The organism is Lysobacter humi (ex Lee et al. 2017) (genome assembly GCF_054781815.1).
Window position 1 is genome coordinate 21682 of sequence record NZ_BAAGTR010000007.1, and the last position, 17852, is coordinate 39533.

The 17852-nt window shown below is 68.5% G+C and carries 14 protein-coding genes; 7 read left to right on the top strand and 7 right to left on the bottom strand.

Going from position 1 to position 17852, the window contains the following annotated elements:
- Positions 1-14: 14 nt before the first annotated feature.
- The 4 genes from ACYVJJ_RS06115 to ahpC form a co-directional block, all read right to left on the bottom strand.
- A complete protein-coding gene (locus ACYVJJ_RS06115) occupies positions 15-659 on the bottom strand; it encodes a hypothetical protein (protein WP_460831985.1) in 645 nt (214 codons plus the stop codon).
- A gap of 31 nt (positions 660-690) precedes the next feature.
- Entirely contained in the window at positions 691-1629 is a 939-nt protein-coding gene (locus ACYVJJ_RS06120; RefSeq protein ID WP_460831986.1) for a LysR substrate-binding domain-containing protein, read from the bottom strand.
- Between the two features lie 172 nt (positions 1630-1801).
- A complete protein-coding gene (gene ahpF / locus ACYVJJ_RS06125) occupies positions 1802-3391 on the bottom strand; it encodes an alkyl hydroperoxide reductase subunit F (protein ID WP_460831988.1) in 1590 nt (529 codons plus the stop codon).
- Positions 3392-3523: 132 nt separating this feature from the next.
- A complete protein-coding gene (gene ahpC / locus ACYVJJ_RS06130; protein ID WP_460831990.1) occupies positions 3524-4087 on the bottom strand; it encodes an alkyl hydroperoxide reductase subunit C in 564 nt (187 codons plus the stop codon).
- 260 nt (positions 4088-4347) lie between these two features.
- Here ahpC and prmC point away from each other — a divergent pair, with 260 nt between their 5' ends.
- The 7 genes from prmC to ACYVJJ_RS06165 all read left to right on the top strand — a co-directional run bounded on the left by prmC (position 4348) and on the right by ACYVJJ_RS06165 (position 15150).
- Positions 4348-5169: a peptide chain release factor N(5)-glutamine methyltransferase gene (gene prmC / locus ACYVJJ_RS06135; protein ID WP_460831992.1), complete on the top strand. Its 822-nt coding sequence runs from the start codon at positions 4348-4350 to the stop codon at positions 5167-5169.
- A 30-nt stretch (positions 5170-5199) separates the two neighbouring features.
- The gene (pip, locus tag ACYVJJ_RS06140) at positions 5200-6144 is read left to right on the top strand and encodes a prolyl aminopeptidase (protein ID WP_460831993.1); all 945 of its coding nucleotides are present in this window, start codon (positions 5200-5202) and stop codon (positions 6142-6144) included.
- 274 nt (positions 6145-6418) lie between these two features.
- Positions 6419-8731 (top strand): glycosyltransferase, encoded by a 2313-nt coding sequence (locus tag ACYVJJ_RS06145; RefSeq protein WP_460831994.1) that lies wholly within the window; start codon positions 6419-6421, stop codon positions 8729-8731.
- A gap of 8 nt (positions 8732-8739) precedes the next feature.
- The gene (locus ACYVJJ_RS06150; RefSeq protein WP_460831996.1) at positions 8740-9528 is read left to right on the top strand and encodes an ABC transporter permease; all 789 of its coding nucleotides are present in this window, start codon (positions 8740-8742) and stop codon (positions 9526-9528) included.
- Positions 9529-9536: 8 nt separating this feature from the next.
- Positions 9537-10670, top strand: a complete 1134-nt coding sequence (locus tag ACYVJJ_RS06155) for an ABC transporter ATP-binding protein (RefSeq protein WP_460831997.1) — start codon at positions 9537-9539, stop codon at positions 10668-10670.
- 65 nt (positions 10671-10735) lie between these two features.
- Complete coding sequence (locus ACYVJJ_RS06160; protein WP_460831999.1) at positions 10736-14086, top strand: glycosyltransferase; 3351 nt, start codon at positions 10736-10738, stop codon at positions 14084-14086.
- Between the two features lie 152 nt (positions 14087-14238).
- A complete protein-coding gene (locus tag ACYVJJ_RS06165; protein ID WP_460832000.1) occupies positions 14239-15150 on the top strand; it encodes a Stf0 family sulfotransferase in 912 nt (303 codons plus the stop codon).
- Positions 15151-15214: 64 nt separating this feature from the next.
- On the opposite strand, the gene ACYVJJ_RS06170 is transcribed toward ACYVJJ_RS06165, so the two are convergent.
- From ACYVJJ_RS06170 to ACYVJJ_RS06180, 3 genes are all read right to left on the bottom strand, one after another.
- The gene (locus tag ACYVJJ_RS06170; protein ID WP_460832002.1) at positions 15215-16081 is read right to left on the bottom strand and encodes a methyltransferase domain-containing protein; all 867 of its coding nucleotides are present in this window, start codon (positions 16079-16081) and stop codon (positions 15215-15217) included.
- A gap of 86 nt (positions 16082-16167) precedes the next feature.
- The gene (galE, locus tag ACYVJJ_RS06175; protein WP_460832003.1) at positions 16168-17139 is read right to left on the bottom strand and encodes a UDP-glucose 4-epimerase GalE; all 972 of its coding nucleotides are present in this window, start codon (positions 17137-17139) and stop codon (positions 16168-16170) included.
- Positions 17140-17265: 126 nt separating this feature from the next.
- On the bottom strand, positions 17266-17826 hold the full coding sequence (locus tag ACYVJJ_RS06180) for an NUDIX hydrolase (protein WP_460832005.1): 561 nt from the start codon (positions 17824-17826) through the stop codon (positions 17266-17268).
- Between the last annotated feature and the right edge of the window lie 26 nt (positions 17827-17852).

A 17852-nucleotide genomic window follows, 5' to 3' on the forward strand; every position in this document is an offset into this window, starting at 1 on the left:
CTGCGCGGCCTGCGTCAGAGCACCTGCAGCGAGCAGACGTAGACGACTTCGCAGGCGCCGTCGCCACTGTCGTCGCGCGTGAGCGAGCTGCGCCAGCTCCAGCCGTCGCTCGCCTGCGCCTCCACCAGCCAGCCCTCGATGCGCACGCGCTGGTCGGCATCGACGCGGGCGAGTGCGCGCGCGACCGACGCGTCGGCCGGAATCATGTGCATGTTCGCGCTGGTGCGCACGATCTCGTCCGGCGGCAGCGGCGGGGCATCCTGCCAGCGGTAGTAGTACCAGCGGCCGGACTGGCTGATGTCGAGCCGCGACAGCACGTCGTCGTCGCGCATGCGGCCCCAGCCCAGCGCGAGGTCGGTGGGCGAGAGATCCGACTCGCGGCCGAGGCGATAGTCCTCACGGCCGAGCACGCGTGCGTCGATGGAGATGCCGGCGAGCGGCTGCAGCGTGGCCGCCGACAGCCGGAATGCGCCGAGGCCCCGCGGCACGGGGCTCTGCAGCGGGGCGGCGAACGGTGCCCCGCGTGGCGGCGGCGGGCAGCGCGCGAGCCCGGTCGCCGTTTCCGGCAGGACCGAGGCCTCGCGCGGCGACAAGGGCGACAGCCACCAGACCCAGGCCGCGAGCAGCAGCACGAGGACGATCAGCACGCGGCCGTTCACGGCAGGCGCCTCAAGTCGACGGCCGACGCCTTCACGTACGCGCCCTGCGCCGGCGCGTGGTGGCCGCCGGCGGCGTCAGCAGCGTGGTGGGGATCGCCCGGAAATGCGCGGCGAGCTGGCCCAGGAACGTGCCCATCGCCGAGCTGCGCCGCCAGACCATCGCGATACGCCGGTGCGGCGCCGGCGCTTCGAACGGTACGAGTGCGATTTCGGGCGAGGGCGGCACCGGCGGCTGCACTGCGAGCACGGGCAGCAGCGTGAGGCCGACGCCGGCGGCGACCATCTGGCGGAGCGTCTCCAGCGACGTCGCGCGGAAACCATCGCGCTCGCCGGCGCCGACGGTGTGGCAGACGTCGAGCGCCTGGTCGCGCAGGCAATGGCCTTCCTCGAGCAGCAGCAGACCGAGGTCGCGCAGGTCGTCGGGCAGCAGCGTGGCCTGCGCGGCGACCGGATGCTCGCGCGGCGCGGCCAGCACGAAGGGCTCGTCGAACAACGGCTCGACGTTCAACTGGTCGTCGTGCACGGGCAGGGCGAGGATGCCGGCGTCGAGCCGGCCGTCGCGCAGGCGCGCCAGGATCTGGTCGGTCTTCTCCTCGACCAGCAGCAGCTCGAGCCGGGGAAAGCGCCTTCGCACGCCCGGCAGTACGTGCGGCAGCAGGTAGGGGCCAAGCGTCGGGAACAGGCCGAGCCGCACCGTGCCCGCTTCGGGATCGCGGCTGCGTCGGGCGAGCTCGCCCATCTGTTCGACGTCGGAAATGATCTTGCGGGCGCGCTCGGCGACCTCGCGGCCCACCGGCGTGAGCATCACGCGGCGCGGCGCGCGCTCCACGAGCGCGACCCCGAGTTCGTCCTCCAGCTTGCGGATCTGCGTGGACAGCGTGGGCTGGCTGACGAAGCTCGCCGCCGCCGCGCGTCCGAAGTGGCGGTGGTCGGCGAGGGCGACGAGGTATTTGAGGTCGCGCAGGTTCAAGGTGTTCCGTCTCCGGCGGCCGTGCCGCGCAAGTATTGCCGATCGGCACGCGGGCCCGCGGCGGAAAAGCGAAGGGCCCGCACGCGCCTTCGGCGCACGGGCCCTCCCGGGCGACGACCGCTTCGGTCGGTCGTCGCAGCCACTCGCCCGGGTGATGCCCGGCCCCTTGCTGTTACGCGGCCGCGGCCTGGACGGATGCTTCGGCCGGCGCGGACGTGCGGATCAGGTGGTCGAACGCACTCAGCGCCGCCGTCGAGCCCGCGCCCATCGCGATCACGATCTGCTTGTAGGGCACCGTGGTGGCGTCGCCCGCGGCGAACACGCCGGGCAGGTTGGTGGCGCCGCGGTCGTCGATCACGATCTCGCCGCGCGGGCTGAGCTCGACCGTCCCCTTGAGCCACTCGGTGTTCGGCAGCAGGCCGATCTGCACGAAGACGCCTTCAAGCTCGATCGTGCGCAGTTCGCCGGCGGCGCGGTCCCGGACGACCAAGCCCGTCACCTTCGCACCGTCGCCCAGTACCTCGGTGGTCTGGCCGTTCACCACGATCTCGACGTTCGGCAGGCTGCGCAGCTTGCGCTGCAGCACCTCGTCCGCACGCAGCTTCGTGTCGAACTCGATCAGCGTGACGTGCGCGACGATGCCCGCGAGGTCGATCGCGGCCTCCACGCCCGAATTGCCGCCGCCGATCACCGCGACGCGCTTGCCCTTGAAGAGTGGACCGTCGCAATGCGGGCAGTAGGCCACGCCCTTGTTCCTGTACTGCTCCTCGCCGGGCACGCCCATCTGCCGCCAACGCGCGCCGGTCGAGAGGATCACGCTCTTCGCGCGCAGCGTGGCGCCGTTCTCGAGCTCGACGCCAACCAGACCGTCGCGCCCGGCGGGATGCAGCTTCGCGGCCCGCTGCAGGTTCATCACGTCGACCTCGTACTCACGCACGTGCTGCTCGAGCGCGATCGCGAGCTTCGGGCCCTCGGTATGCGAGACGGACACGAAGTTCTCGATGCCCATCGTGTCGAGCACCTGGCCGCCGAAGCGCTCGGCCACGACGCCCGTGCGGATGCCCTTGCGTGCGGCATAGATGGCGGCCGCAGCACCCGCCGGGCCGCCGCCGACCACGAGCACGTCGAAGGCCTCCTTCGTCCTGAGCTGCTCGGCGGCGCGTGCGCCGGCGCCGGTGTCGAGCTTGGCGAGCACCTGCTCGACGGTCATGCGGCCATGGTCGAAGGGCTGCCCGTTGAGGAGGATCGTGGGCACCGACATGATGCCGCGTGCCTCGACCTCGTCCTGGAACAGCGCGCCATCGATCGCGACGTGCTTGATGTTCGGATTGATCACGCTCATCACGTTGAGCGCCTGCACCGTGTCCGGGCAGCTCTGGCAGGAGAGCGACATGTACGTCTCGAAACGGAACTCGCCCTCGAGGTCGCGGATCTGGTTCTGGACCGCTTCCTCGATCTTCGGCGGATGCCCGCCCACCTGCAGCAGCGCAAGCACCAGCGAGGTGAACTCGTGGCCCATCGGGATGCCGGCGAAGCGCACGTCGATGTCGGTGCCGGCGCGCACGATGGCGAACGACGGCTTGCGTACGTCGTCGTCGCGGCGCTGGTACTCGACCTTGTCCGAAAGCGTGGCGATGTCCTGCAGCAGCGCCTCGAGCTCACGCGAGGCATCGCTGTCGTCGAGCGAGGCGACGAGCTGGATCGGCTGCTGCAGCTTCTCGAGATAGGCCGCGAGCTGGGTCTTCAGGCTGGCGTCGAGCATGGGGCGTCCTCCACGTGGGGGAAGTGGAATCGGGATGCGGGTGCTTACGAAAATCGTCGACCGCGCGTCGACGCCTTGCGGAAGCAGCCGCGGGGGAGGGAACCCGGGCCGGAGCCCGGGTTCCGCGATGCATCAGATCTTGCCGACGAGGTCGAGCGACGGCTTGAGCGTGTGCGCGCCCTGCTGCCACTTGGCCGGGCAGACCTCGCCCGGATGCTCGGCGACGTACTTGGCGGCCTTGAGCTTGCGCAGCGCTTCCTTCATGTCGCGCGCGATCGCGTTGTCGTGGATCTCGTAGGCCTTGACCACGCCGTTCGGGTCGACGATGAACGTGCCGCGCAGCGCGAGACCTTCCTCGTCGATGTGCACGTCGAAGGCGCGGGTCAGCGCATGCGTCGGGTCGCCGACGAGCGGGAACGTCGCCTTGCCCACGGCCGGGGACGTCTCGTGCCACACCTTGTGCGAGAAATGCGTGTCGGTGGTGACGATATAGACCTCGGCACCGTTGGCCTGGAACTCGGCGTAGTTCTCCGCGGCGTCTTCCACCTCGGTCGGGCAGTTGAAGGTGAACGCGGCCGGCATGAAGACGATGACGGACCACTTGCCCTGCAGGTTCTTCTCGGTGACCTCGACGAACTTGCCGTTGTGGAAGGCCTGCGCCTTGAACGGCTGGACCTGCTTGTTGATCAGCGACATCCGGAACTCCTCGTGGGGGTGGGGAAGCGGAAAGCCTGCATGGTAGTGAGACCGCAGCCATCCATCAAATTGATGGTTGGTATCGGCACGATAGAAGGTGGCTATCAATGATGCGCGCCGGTCGCGGGGGGCGACTGCCGATGCCGGAAGGCGGGCCTGCGCTCGCGCGGGGGCCGCGCTGCTCGCGCATGGTCGTCCGCGATGGCGCGCGGCCTGCGACCAGCGCCTACCATGGCCGCCTCCGAATCCGTTCGCCCTCCATGCTCCGAGTCGACGACCTGCTGCGAAGCGCGCGTGCACGGCTGCCCGTCGGGGAGGCGGAACTGCTGCTGGGCCACGTCCTCAGTCGCCCTGCCGCTTGGCTGTTCGCCTTCGGCGACGCGGCCGTCGACGCATCCGTCGCCGCGGACTTCCTGTGCATGGTCGATCGTCGCGCCGATGGTGAGCCCGTCGCCTACCTCACCGGGCATCGCGGCTTCTGGACGCTCGACCTCGTCGTCGGCCCGGCCACGCTGATCCCCCGGCCCGAGACGGAGCGGCTGGTCGAGCTCGCGCTCGAGCGGCTGCCGGCCTGTCCGCGCGCCGTCGCGGACCTCGGCACCGGCAGTGGCGCGATCGCGCTCGCGATCGCCGCCGAGCGGCCGCAGGCGCGGGTGGTGGCGACGGACGCCAGCGCCGATGCGCTCGAAGTCGCGCGCCGCAATGCCGCCGCGCACGGGCTGTCGCAGGTCGAGTTCCGCGAAGGCGACTGGCTTGCGCCGCTCGCCGGCGAGCGCTTCGACCTGATCGCCAGCAATCCACCCTACATCGCCGAGGGCGACCCGCACCTCGTGCAGGGCGACCTCCGCCACGAGCCGATGTCGGCCCTCGCCTCGGGCGCCGATGGGCTCGATGCGATCCGCCGGATCGTCGCCGATGCGCCGGGGCACCTCGAGCCGGGCGGCTGGCTGCTGCTGGAGCATGGCTGGGAGCAGGGCGCAGCCGTGCGCGCGCTTCTCGAGGCAGCGGGCTTCATCGACGTCGGGACGCACCCGGATCTGGAACGGCGCGACCGCGTGAGCCTCGGCCGTCGGCCGGGCTAGACTGCGGAACCCGCACGCCGAGGCCGCTCCATGCGCACCCTGTATCCCGAGATCGAACCCTTCGACACCGGATACCTGCAGGTCGACGAGCGCCATCGCGTCTACTACGAGCAGTGCGGCAATCCGCAGGGCAAGCCGGTGGTGATGCTGCACGGCGGCCCGGGCGGCGGCTGCAGCACCAAGATGCGCCGCTTCCACGACCCCGCGAAGTACCGGATCGTGCTCTTCGACCAGCGGGGCGCGGGCCGCTCGACGCCGCATGCGGATCTCGTCGACAACACGACCTGGCACCTCGTCGCCGACATCGAGACGCTGCGCGAACACCTCGGCATCGAGCGCTGGCAGGTCTTCGGTGGCTCCTGGGGCTCCACGCTCGCGCTGGCCTTTGCGCAGACGCATCCGCATCGCGTCACCGAGCTCGTGTTGCGCGGGATCTTCATGCTGCGCCGCTGGGAGTTGGAGTGGTTCTACCAGGAGGGCGCCTCGCGCCTGTTCCCGGACGCCTGGCAGCACTACATCGACGCGATCCCGCCGGTGGAGCGCCACGACCTGATCAGCGCCTACCACCGCCGGCTGACCAGCGACGACGAAGCCACGCGCCTGGCCGCCGCGCGCGCCTGGAGCGTCTGGGAGGGCGCGACGAGCTTCCTGCACTTCGACGCCGACTTCACCGCCGGCCACGAGGAGCCGGCCTTCGCGCTCGCCTTCGCGCGCATCGAGAACCACTACTTCGTCAACGGCGGCTTCTTCGACGCCGACGACCAGCTGCTGCGCGACACCCCGCGCATCGCGCACATCCCGGGCGTGATCGTCCACGGCCGCTACGACGTGGTCTGCCCGATCCAGAACGCGTGGGACCTCCATCGCGCCTGGCCGCAGGCCGAGCTCGTCATCACGCCGACGTCGGGCCATTCGGCCTTCGAGGCCGAGAACACCGACGCGCTGGTGAAGGCGACGGACCGCTTCGCCGGCTGACGGATTTCCGGCGCCGGCGAGGTCGGCCGGCCTCTGTCGACAGCGGAGCGGTGCGTCCGGTCCGTGATGCCCGTCCTCCCGGCGTCGCGCGCGCGGCGCGGACCGCCCCATTCAGGCCCCTGCGCCGGCGGGTGCGTCGTGACATCGGCCGCGGACCATGCCCCTGCGCCTGCACTCGGAGCAGCGCCTTCGAGCGCGGGCCGGGGGCCGGGGCCGGCGCGGCACACGACTTGCACTGGGCCCGTCGTCTGATTCGACGACAGGGACGAATTCCATGGACCCGCGGCCCCGCAGGCTCGACCTGAGCCTGACTCCGCTCCACCAGATCGACGCCGTCGACGTGGACGACGGCGCCGGCTGGCTGTCGACCGGCGAGGATCCCCAGTTCGAACTGCGGTCCGGCAATGACCCCGCCGCCGTGGCGCCGGGCTGGTACCGGCTGAGCCTGCGCGTCCGGGTGGCCGAAGGCTTCGTCATCGCGCCCTGCCTGTACCCGGATTACGGCGAGGGGCTGTCCGAGGCGACACGCATCGACCTGCCCGAGCCCGATCCCGACGGCTGGATCCACGCGATCCTCGTGTTCCCGGCGCGGCTGCGCTTCCTGCGTTTCGACCCGACCCTGCATCGCGCGCGTTTCGGCGTCGAACGGCTCCAGCTCCAGCGGATCGGCCGCCTGCAGGCGGCGACCGCGATGATCCGTACGATCGCCGGGCGCTCCGGCGACAACGTCGCGACCGCGGCGGCCTGTGTCCGCCAACTCGTCGCGGCGCTCGTCCGCGGCCGCGTCGGCCATGCGGCGCAGGCGCTCGTGGCGCGCTATCAGGACGGCCATCGCCGTGCCGACCGCGGGTACGCCGAGTGGCTGCGGCTGTTCGCGGCGGAAGCGCCCCCGGCCGCCGAGCCCATGCCCGTCGCAGCGCTCGAAAAAGCGGGCGTGCCGCTCATCTCCCTGCTGCTGCCCGTCCACAACACGCCGCCGCGCCTGCTCCAGGCCTGCGTCGAGAGCGTGATCGCACAGTCGTGGCCGCACTGGGAGCTGTGCATCGCCGACGACGCCTCCACCGACCCTGACGTGCTGCGCCTGATCGAGGGTTACGTCGCCGCCGACCGGCGCATCCGCATCGTTTGCGGCGAGCGCCAGGCGGGCATCAGCGCCAATACCAATCGTGCGCTGGGCATTGCCCGCGGCCGCTTCGTCGGCTTCCTCGACCACGACGACGAGCTCGCCGCCGACGCGCTGCAGGAGATCGCCTCGGCGATCGACCGCTTCCCGGCCGCACGCCTGTTCTATACCGACGAGGACAAGATCGACGACGCCGGCAACCGCCACGCGCCCCATTTCAAGCCGGCGTGGAATCCCGACCTGCTCACGTCGCTCAACTACATCTGCCACCTGATGGTGGTGGAGACCGCGCTCGTCCATCGAGTCGGCCGCCTGCGCAGCGCCTTCGACGGCGCGCAGGACCACGACCTCGCGCTGCGCTGCACCGAGACGCTCGACGCCGAGCAGATCGTGCACATCCCCAAGGTGCTCTACCACTGGCGTGCGACGGCGGGCTCGACCGCGCTCGGCGCGCCGCAGAAGCCCTACGTGCTCGACGCCGGCCGCCGCGCCGTCGCCGACCATCTCGCCCGCACCGGCGTGCGTGGCGAGGTGCACCTGCTCGCCGACGGCCGCTACCGCGTCGAGCGCGCACTGCCGGCCAAGGCACCCCACGTCGTCGTGGTGGTCCCCACGCGCGACCGCGTGGACCTGCTGCAGACGTGCGTGGACTCCGTCCTTGAGCACACGGACTATCCGAGCTTCGAGATCGTGATCGTCGACAACGGCTCGACCGACCCCGCCACGCGCGCCTACCTCGCGCAGGCGCAGGACCATCCGGCCGTGTCGGTGCTCGACTACCCCGCGCCGTTCAATTTCTCCGACATCGTCAACCGCGGCGTGCGCGCCGCGCGGGGCGACGTCGTCTGCCTGCTCAACAACGACATCGAGGCGATCCACGGCGACTGGCTGCGCGAGATGGCGAGCCACGCGGTGCGCCCGGAGGTCGGTATCGTCGGTGCGATGCTCTACTACCCGAACGACACCATCCAGCATGCCGGTGTCATCCTCGGCATCGGTGGCGTGGCCGGGCATTCGCACTGCCGCCTGCAGCGCGGCGCGGACGGCTACATCAGCCGCGCGCGCGTCGTGCAGAACCTGAGCGCGGTCACCGCCGCCTGCATGGTCTTCCGCCGCGACGTCTTCGAGCGCGTCGGCGGCTTCGACGACCGGCTGGCCGTCGCGTTCAACGACATCGACTTCTGCATGCGCGTGCGCGCGATGGGCTACCTCAACGTCTGGACCCCATTCGCCGAGCTCTACCACCACGAATCGGCCTCGCGCGGCACCGAGGACACGCCCGCCAAGCAGGCGCGCTTCGCGATCGAGGCCGACTTCATGAAGCGCCGCTGGGGCGGAGCGCTCGCGCAGGACCCGTCCTACAACCCCAACCTCTCGCTCGACAGCCAGTGCTTCGAGCTCGCCTTCCCGCCGCGTGAGCTCGACAGCCGGATCAGCCGGCTCGAGATGCCGAGCGCCGCCTGAGGTCCGCCATGTCGCTTTTCGCCCACCTCGCGGCCAGCCTGCGCCGACCGGATCACTGGATCTATGCCAGCTGGCTCGACACGGTCAGCCGCTACCGTCGCAACCGTCTAGGCCTGCTGTGGCTGTTCGTGCCGACCGCCGTGTACATCTGGGGCATCGGTGGGTTCATGGGGGCCATGCAGCCGGGCTTCGACCTGCCACGGTTCTATGCGCATATCGGCCTGGGGTTCGCGGTCTTCCGGTTGGCCTCGACGGTATTCACGGACGCGACCAGCGTCTTCAGCGCGAGCCAGGCGTACATCTACGACGGAAGCCTGCGCCTGACCGACTTCCTGCTGCGCTCCCTCGGCCGCTCGGTCTACTACTTCGTGCTGACTCTGCCCATCGTGGCGATCGTGGTGCTCGGTTCCCCTGATTTCACCTGGGCGGGTGTCGCGCCGGCCGCACTCGGGCTCGCCGTCGTGCTTGTGAACCTGGTGTTCCTGAGCGTGCTGCTCGGCCTGCTGGGGGCGCGGTTGCCGGACCTCCATGAGCTGACCGGCAGCGCGATGCTGGCGCTGTTCCTCTTCACGCCCATCGTCTGGCTTCCAGACGCCGCGCCCGAAGGCACCCTGCGCGGTGCGCTGATGCGCGCCAACCCGCTCTTCCACATGGTGGAGGCGGTGCGCGCGCCGGTCCTCGGCCAGCCGATCGAGATGCTCACGTACGCATATCTCGGCGCGTTGACACTCGGCGCAGTAGTCCTGTCGACCGTCCTGTACGGGCGGTTCGCCCGTCGCGTGCCGGTGTGGCTGTGAGGTCGTCGATGAACGCGTATCTGCGCGCCCAATCCATTTCACTCGAGCTGCCGCTCGACCTCCAGCGGGAGGGCGTGACCGCCGACGCCGGAAGCCTGAAGGCCTCGCTCGGCGGGCGCGAGCGACTCCACCGCCGCATCCTCTCGGGTATCGACTTCACTGCGGAGGAGGGGGACCGCATCGGCCTGCTTGGGCTCAACGGCGCGGGCAAGACCACGCTCCTGCGGGTACTGAACGGTGCCTTCCCGCCGACGACAGGCCGCGTTGAGCGCCGCGGCAGCACGCAGTCGCTGCTCAACCCCACCCTCGGCTTCGACGAGCATGCCACCGTCGTCGAGAACGTGTTCCTGCGTGGTACCGCGATGGGGCTACGCCGTGTGCAGCTCAAGTCGGTTCTCGCGGACATCCTGCAGTTCGCCGGGCTCGCCGCGAAGGCAGGGCATCCGCTGCACACCCTGTCGGCAGGTCAGCGCATGCGGCTCGGCTTCGCCATCTCGACGGCAATCCAACCCGACATTCTGCTGATGGACGAGTGGCTCAGCACTGGCGATGCGGCATTTCTCGAGCGCGCGCAGCAACGCATGCGCAGCCGCTTCCAAGGCAGCCGGATTGTCGTGCTGGCGAGCCATAGCCCCGCATTGGTCCGCATCATGTGCAATAAGGCACTCGTGCTCGACGAAGGCCGGATGGCGTTCTTCGGCCCGGTCGAGGACGCGATGGGCGCTTATCGCCAGATCGTGTCCGGTGCGAGTGCCGCGATGCGAGAGGAGCTCGCCAAGGACGATCCCATGCTGTTTGGAGGGGTCGCCGGTGTCATCGAGCGTATTCGCCTAGATCACGAGGTCCTCGCCATAGAAGGCTGGGCCGCGGATGGGCAAGAGCGCGAGGTCGCTGTGGTCTGCGTCGAAGTTGACGGCCGCGCGCAGTTCTTCGAAGACTTCGAGCGACTCGATCGCGACGATGTCCGCTTGCATCTCGGTCGCAAACGGGGCCGCTTCGGTTTCCGGATCGAGCTGCGAGTTCCTATCACCGCGGTCGCCCACGAGCTCGCTGAGCGTGTCAGCGTGAGCACCGGGGCTTCTCGACAGAAGCTCGGCCGGCCGCTCCCGCTGGCGCGTGCAGGCATCGTCGAGATCGCCTGAACTTTGGTGGCGGTGCTTTTGCAAGCGGACCGGCAAGAATTTGAGGGGATCGGAGATTCATGGTCATGGATTCGCAAAACTCGTCGGTCGTACTGTTTCATGTCGATGAGACCGGCGTGCTTACCCGCGGCTGGGCGTTCGACGCACGCCAGGCCGGCCCGGCGCGCATTGCACTCTGGATCGATGGCGTCGAGCGCTGTCAGTTCGTGGCCGACGAATTTCGCCCGGACCTCCAGAAGCTCGGCTATCGCGATGGCTTCTGTGGCTTCCGGTTCGTCATCCCTGCCGCGCTATGCGACGGACACGAGCACGATGTAATGCTCACTCTCGGTACCGAAAACCGGCCCATGCTTCCGGGAACGCTTCGCGTGCGTCTCGACGCCGCGGAGTTTCGCGAACCCATCGAGGGGAGCCTCGATGCAATCGACGAACGCTTCCATGTCACCGGCTGGGTCGGGGGCGACCGAGCGGGACGCGAAGTCGGGATATACCTGGGGGAGGAACGGATCGCGTCGGGCACGGCCGATCTGCCGCGACCGGATCTGGTGCTTGCAGAGAAGACTGGCTATGGCTTCAGGATCAAGATCGATCCGGAGCGTTTGACCACGGCCGAAACGACCCTTGTCGCGTACTGCGAGGAGGAGTTGCTATCGGGGTCGGTGGTGGTCGACGCCGAGAAGCGTGCGGTCCTCACCGCGGAGCCGACCTACGACGGGCGAATGAGGGTCACGCTGTCGGGCTGGCCGGTCGAGTCTGCACGGCTCGATATCCTGGTCGATGGGGAGTTCCATTCACCGCTTACGTTGCGCAAGGGGCTTCCAACGGGCGTTGGTGCCCACGACCAGACCCTTGTCGGGTACTGGGACGCCTCTGGCGAGCTGCTCGACGCGCGGCGCCACGTGGTGCAAGTGCGCGGAACCGGTGCATTGGCGTCACTTGCCACCGATCCTCTCTTCGTCAGATGGCCGGACTACCGCGTCAATATCGATCGGGTGGATGACCGTGCGATTGCCGGTTGGGCGATACGGTTGGCGCAGCCGCGAAGCCTGCGGCTCGAGGTGCGTGCGGCTGGAATGGCCCCTGTGGAGGTTTATGCCAATCAGCGGCGAACGGACGTCGCACAGGCCCTCGGGCTGCCAAACGACCTCGTCGGCTTCCATGTGAACTTCGGTGCCTCGCTAGACGGACGGCACATCGAGATCGTCGATGCCGATACCGGCACGGTGCTGGTGGTCGTCCGTCTCGACGATCCTTCGGCGGCACTGGTTGCACTGAGTCAAAGTGCGTTCTCGGCCGAATCGAGCGGCGACCCGGGGCCCCGTAGGCTGATATCAGCGGCCCGCGCCCTGCTACCCGTCGAGCCGATCGTTTCGGTCGACTACCTCCCCGATCGTTCGGGGGAGGCGGACGGAATCGGCGTTGACGTAATTGTCCCGGTCTACTCCGGCGCTTCCGAGACCGTGGAGTGCATTGAGAGTGTCCTCGCCAGCCGCAACGAGAGCGACTACCGCCTGATCCTCGTCAACGACCGCTCGCCGGATACACGCATTACCGAGTACCTCCGTCGCATCGCAAGCAGACATGCGGGCCGGGTGATCCTGATCGAGCGCCAGCGCAACGGCGGCTTCTCGGAGGCGGTCAACATCGGTATGACGGTCGCTGGTCGTCGTGACGTCATCCTGCTCAATGCCGACACCGTCGTGCAGGGCGATTGGGTCGATCGGATACTCGGCGTCGCTGCGAAAGATCTGACGATTGGAACAGTCACGCCGTTCTCCAACAACGGCGAGGTCTGCAGCCTGCCTTACCTGTGCAAGTCGCTCGCGGTCGAGGAGCGGTCGCAGTTGGTCAGCCTCGATCGACACGCCGCGAGCGGAAGCGGCGAGCCGATCGACCTGCCGGTCGCGGTCGGCTACTGCATGTACATCCGCCGTGCGTGCATCGACGAGCTCGGGCTGTTCGACGCAAAGACCTGGGGGCGCGGCTATGGGGAGGAGGTGGACTTCTGCCTGAAGGCATCCGCGCGCGGGTGGCGGCACGTGCTCGCGCCTAATGTGTTCGTCGTGCACCGCGGTGGCGTGTCATTCGGGGACGAGAAGCTCGTGCGCATCCAGGAGAGCTCTCGCAAGATTGCCGAACGCTATCCGTTCTACGACCGGCTTATACAGGTGTTCCTGCGCAAGGACCCGCCGGCCCGTGCTCGCCGACAAGTCAACCTCGCCGTGCTTGGAGAGCGCCTGCCGTGCCCACGTGTGCTGCACATCACCCATGACTTCGGTGGTGGCACCGAGCGATATGTCCGTGACTTGGCCCGCCTGTACGAGAACGAGGGGCATGTGAATGCCGTCCTCTCCTTCGGCGCAGAGGGCCAGGCCGTGCTTCGCCTCGACACGCAGCGGGCTCGGATGCCGGGTCTGTTCATGGCGCGTCATGACGAGGCCTACGACGTCGACGAGGTCACCACACTGGTCGACCAGCTCGACGCGCTCGCCTTCGAGCGCGTGCACCTGCACGCACCGTTCGGCGTACCCGACGCGCTCATGCAGTGGGTTGTCCGTCAGCCGCATTTCGACGCGACTATCCACGACTATGCCTGGATCTGTCCTCGCGTCACGCTCCGGGATCGGGCTGGTCGACCCTGCGACGCCGACGGCGTGCTCTGTAGCCAGTGTGCTGCGTATGACGAGGCCCACCCGGGCCTGCGTGCGGTGCTGCGCGCGGCTGGCCACGATATTCGCCGCTATCGCGAGTATTTCGCATGGGTTCTCGGACAGGCAGAACGCGTGTTCGCGGGTGGACACGACGTCGTTGGCCGCATGCGCAATGCGGGCATCGACGCAGCCTTTCGCGTCGTCGCCCATCCCTACCCGGAGCAGGTCGCCTCGCGTCGTCGCGCGCGCGCGGCGCCGCCTGCGGGCACGGGTCCGTACCGTGTGGCGCTCATCGGCGGCATTAGCGAAATCAAGGGTTATTCGCGCCTCGTCGAATGTGCACGCGAAGGGCTCCGACTGCGCTCGCCCCTGGAGTTCATCGTGTTCGGGGAGACCGAGGACAACGCCGGCCTTGCCGGCTACAGCAATGTGAAGATTCTCGGGCGCTACACCGACGATGCTCTACACGATCTTCTAGACAGCCGGATGCCTGACGTCGCACTGTTCCTGAATCAGGTGCCCGAGACTTTCTCGTACACGCTCACCTCGGCGTTCGAGCATGGGCTATGGCCGGTGGTGACGGACCTCGGCGTGCCGGCAGAGCGCGTACGTAACGCCGGATTCGGCGACGTGGTCCCCGTCGACATTCCGGCCGAAGAACTCCTGGGGCGGCTTCAGCAGATCATCCGCGAGCGCCGCGCGTCCGTATCAGAGATCCCCGAGTTTGATCGCCCGCGTACGCTCAAGGAGTATCGAGGCCAGTGAGTCCCAAAGCGAAGGATCGGCAGAAACCCGCCACGCCGGCGAAGCGTGCAAGTGCGCGCAAGTCGCCTGCTTCGGTCACGGCACCCGTCGTGGAGCCGGCGCGGCCGACGGTCCCGCTCCCGAGGCCGACGCGCACACGGGCATTTCCAATCGTGCCCGAGGTCTACCCCGACGAACATGCCTTCGAGATTCGCAATCAGTTCGCCAGGACCGCGGATGGCTCGACCCCAGTGGCGCTGCAGCCGTGCAAGGTCGTTTTCATTTGCTTTACCAATCGCTGCGGATCGAACTTCCTCGCGCAGGCGATCGCGTCGGATGGACAGCTACGCCAGGCCGACGAATTCATGTGCTGGGACGTTGTCCGTGCGCTTGCAGACCGCAACGGCCTTCGTTCGCTGGAGGAGTACCTGAACTGGCTGGCCCGCGACCAGATGTCGCCATCAGGCTACTTCGCTTGCAAGGTCTCCCTGAGCCAGTTGCTCCTGCTCTACGAGGAGGGCGTGCTCGACCAGTGGGCGTCGGACGCGCGTTTCGTACACGTCTACCGCGACGACATCATCGGACAGGCTGCGTCGCTCAACGTCGCCTGGCATACGAAGCGATGGACCAGCGAGGACAAGGGGATCGAGGCGCAAGTGCCCTATGACCCCGAGCAGATGTTCGGGATCGCCCGCTCGATCGCCCTTCGGAATGCGTACTTCCCGCTCGTGTTCGAACTGATGGGGATCGAGGCGCTCCGTGTTCGCTACGAGGATTTTGTGGCGGATCCAACGGCCGGCACGCGGCGGGTGGGCGAGTTCCTCGGACTGCCTACGCTGCGCTACGAGCCGCATCAGGTGAGCTACCGCAAGCAAGCGGGCGATACGAACCGCGATCTTGTCAGGCGCCTTCGTGAGCATTACCGGCTCAAAGGCCTTGGTCTAGGGGCTCCCGTCGATGCGAACCCGGCGCCCGGCGGACAGGATGCCCGCAAGAAGTGTGCGCCGAGAAGGCGTCTCTCGCAGCCAGGGTCCGAACCTTTGGTCGCTCGGCCACGCAAGACGGTAAGCAAGAAGGATCGCTAGCGGTGGCGGGGCCGGCGGCGGCGCAGTGCAGTGGTGCCGATCAACGTGTAGCCCGCCCTGTCCGTCAGGTGGCCGGCTTGCAGGCGAACAGGGCGTGCGCCGAGGCCAGTTCCGTGAGTGCAGCGGGCGCCATGTCCGTGGCGAACGTCTCGCGTTCGAGCGCGGAGGCATCGCACATGAGATCGGCAACTGTCATCGACTCGAACGCTGAACGCTGCATGGGCTCGAGGGACGCTGCGTATCGCTGCAGGAACCAGTTCAATGCCCAGACGGGCCGCATCGCTCCATAGACCGCAATGGATTTCTCGACCAGCGGCTCGAACAGGTTCTCCAGCCCGCGCGCCGTCATGTTGTAGTAGTGATGCGGATACCCGTGTAGCGGTTGCAGAAACGGTGCGACTGCCATCAGCTCCGCGCCGGGCTTCATCACGCGCATGATCTCGCGCGCAGCTTCGAAGGGGTCCTTGACGTGCTCGAGCACGTTGAGCGAGAGCACGGCCTCGAAGGTCGCGTCCGCGAACGGGAGACGCTCCGCCGCGCCGAGCACGTCGGTGGTGTCGTAGGCGACGATCTCGTAGTTGACGACGTTCGGGTAGTACGTATTGCGCAACCCTGCGCCGCAGTCGAGAACCAGCCCGTCCCGATGCTGGTCGATCAGGGCAAGCGCCCGCTCGTCGTATTCGTGTGCGCTGACATTGTCCGTCGGGTCGAGGTGCAGTTCCGCCCGCGTCGCGTCCGGTAGGCAATCAATGAGCATGTCGCGGTCGGCGACGATCGCGCCGTCGCGCAACAGCGGGCGCACGCGCGCGAGCTTCTCGGCCTTCATCGCGTCTGGAACGCGGCGGCGCAGCGCACGCTGCTCCGCAGATCCGAAGGCATCGAAATGCACCCGCCCCGACGGCATCACGCCCCGCGTCACCGCCGCCGCCACATCCGGATTCGCCGCCAGATACCCCGCCTCGTCGAAATTCTCGTTCGTCGCGGGAACGAGCAGGCGGTACGGCTCCATCGGAAACCTCAGTAGGCGGGCGCGCGGTGCCAGGCCCAGGCGGTCTCGATAATAGGTTCGATCCGGTCGAACCGGGGCGTCCAGCCGAGCTTTTCGCGTGCCAGCCCGCTCGACGCCACGAGTACTGGTGGGTCGCCGGCACGGCGCGGGCCGATGTCGAAGGGGATGTCGCGGCCGGTGACCTTGCGCGCGGCCTCGATCACCTCGAGCACCGAGAAGCCGTTGCCGTTGCCGAGGTTGAAGCGGTGCGCGCCGGGCTCGCGGTCCATCCAGTCGAGCGCGCGCAGGTGCGCGTCGGCGAGGTCGAGCACGTGCACGTAGTCGCGCACGCAGGTGCCGTCGCGCGTTGGATAGTCGTTGCCGAACACCTTGAGGCCCGCGCCGCCGCCGGCCGCGGCCTTGAGCGCGTTCGGGATCAGATGTGTTTCCGGCTCGTGCGACTCGCCAATGCCTTCGTCCGCGGCGGCGCCGGCGGCATTGAAGTAGCGCAGTGCGACCGACCGCAGGCCGTAGGCCGTGGCCGCATCGCGCAGGATCTGCTCGACCATCAGCTTCGACGCGCCATACGGATTGATCGGCGCCTTCGGGTGCTCCTCGTCGATCAGGTCGCCGACGGGCACGCCGAAGACGGCGGCGGTCGACGAGAACACGAGCCGGTCGACGCCGTGCCGGCGCATCGCTTCGAGCAGGTTGAGCGTGCCGGTGACGTTGTTCTGGTAGTAGGCGTAAGGGTCGGTCATCGACTCGCCGACGAGCGAGCGCGCGCAGAAGTGCATCACCGCGTCGACCTTGCGCTCGAAGCCGGCGTCGAGCGTCTCCGGGCGGAGGATGTCGGCATCGACCAGGCGGCCCCAGCGGACCGCCTCCCGGTGGCCGGTCAGCATGTTGTCGAGGACGGTGACTTCATGGCCGGCGCGTGCGAGCGCGAGGGCCGCGTGCGAGCCGACATAGCCGGCGCCGCCGCAAACGAGTACGTGCATGGATCGCTTCCCTTCTAGGCTGCGCGATTCTAGGAAAAGCGGCTGTTACCGACGCGAGAAGGCGGGCGGCGCATGCAGCAGCGACCGATCGCATCGCGCGGTCGATCGGCTCGCCGGGACACGGACTCAGCGCGTGAGCGGCCGTCCGTCCGGCTCGCGCTCGAGCATCCAGAGCCCGCCCCAGAGCTTGAGGTCGACCTCGTAACCCTCGGCGGCCTTGCGCATCAGCCAGGCCGGCGCCTCGGCACGCGGGATGCGATGCACGAGGATCTGCTCGTCGTCGACGCCGCCGCCGTCGCCCACTTTCGTCAGGCCGGTGGCACGCACGAAGGCGATGCGCTCGCTGCTCATGCCCGACGAGGTCGGGCCGATCAGCAGGACCTCGACATGGGCCGGCGACCAGCCGGTCTCCTCGATCAGCTCACGGCGCGCGGCTTCGGCGAGCGTGTCGTCGTCGCGCTCGTCGCCGACGAGCCCCGCGGGCATCTCGATGGTCGGCTTGCCGAGCGGGATCCGGAACTGCTCGACGAACAGCACCTCGTCCGCCGGCGTGACCGCGATGATGATCACCGCCATGCCGCCGCCGTGGACGCGCTCGGCATATTCCCAGCGTCCGCGCTGGACCAGGCGCAGCCAGCGGCCTTCGTGCAGCACTTCGCGGGGGGCGTCGGCGTCGGGATGTCTCATGGGCGCAGGCGTCGGGAGGTGCCTGC

Coding starts and splice junctions, on each gene's coding strand:
- ahpF (WP_460831988.1), bottom strand. CDS start 3,391: ATGCTCGACGCCAGCCTGAAGACCCAGCTCGCGGCCTATCTCGAGAAG.
- ahpC (WP_460831990.1), bottom strand. CDS start 4,087: ATGTCGCTGATCAACAAGCAGGTCCAGCCGTTCAAGGCGCAGGCCTTC.
- prmC (WP_460831992.1), top strand. CDS start 4,348: ATGCTCCGAGTCGACGACCTGCTGCGAAGCGCGCGTGCACGGCTGCCC.
- pip (WP_460831993.1), top strand. CDS start 5,200: ATGCGCACCCTGTATCCCGAGATCGAACCCTTCGACACCGGATACCTG.
- ACYVJJ_RS06145 (WP_460831994.1), top strand. CDS start 6,419: ATGGACCCGCGGCCCCGCAGGCTCGACCTGAGCCTGACTCCGCTCCAC.
- ACYVJJ_RS06150 (WP_460831996.1), top strand. CDS start 8,740: ATGTCGCTTTTCGCCCACCTCGCGGCCAGCCTGCGCCGACCGGATCAC.
- ACYVJJ_RS06155 (WP_460831997.1), top strand. CDS start 9,537: ATGAACGCGTATCTGCGCGCCCAATCCATTTCACTCGAGCTGCCGCTC.
- ACYVJJ_RS06160 (WP_460831999.1), top strand. CDS start 10,736: ATGGATTCGCAAAACTCGTCGGTCGTACTGTTTCATGTCGATGAGACC.
- galE (WP_460832003.1), bottom strand. CDS start 17,139: ATGCACGTACTCGTTTGCGGCGGCGCCGGCTATGTCGGCTCGCACGCG.
- ACYVJJ_RS06180 (WP_460832005.1), bottom strand. CDS start 17,826: ATGAGACATCCCGACGCCGACGCCCCCCGCGAAGTGCTGCACGAAGGC.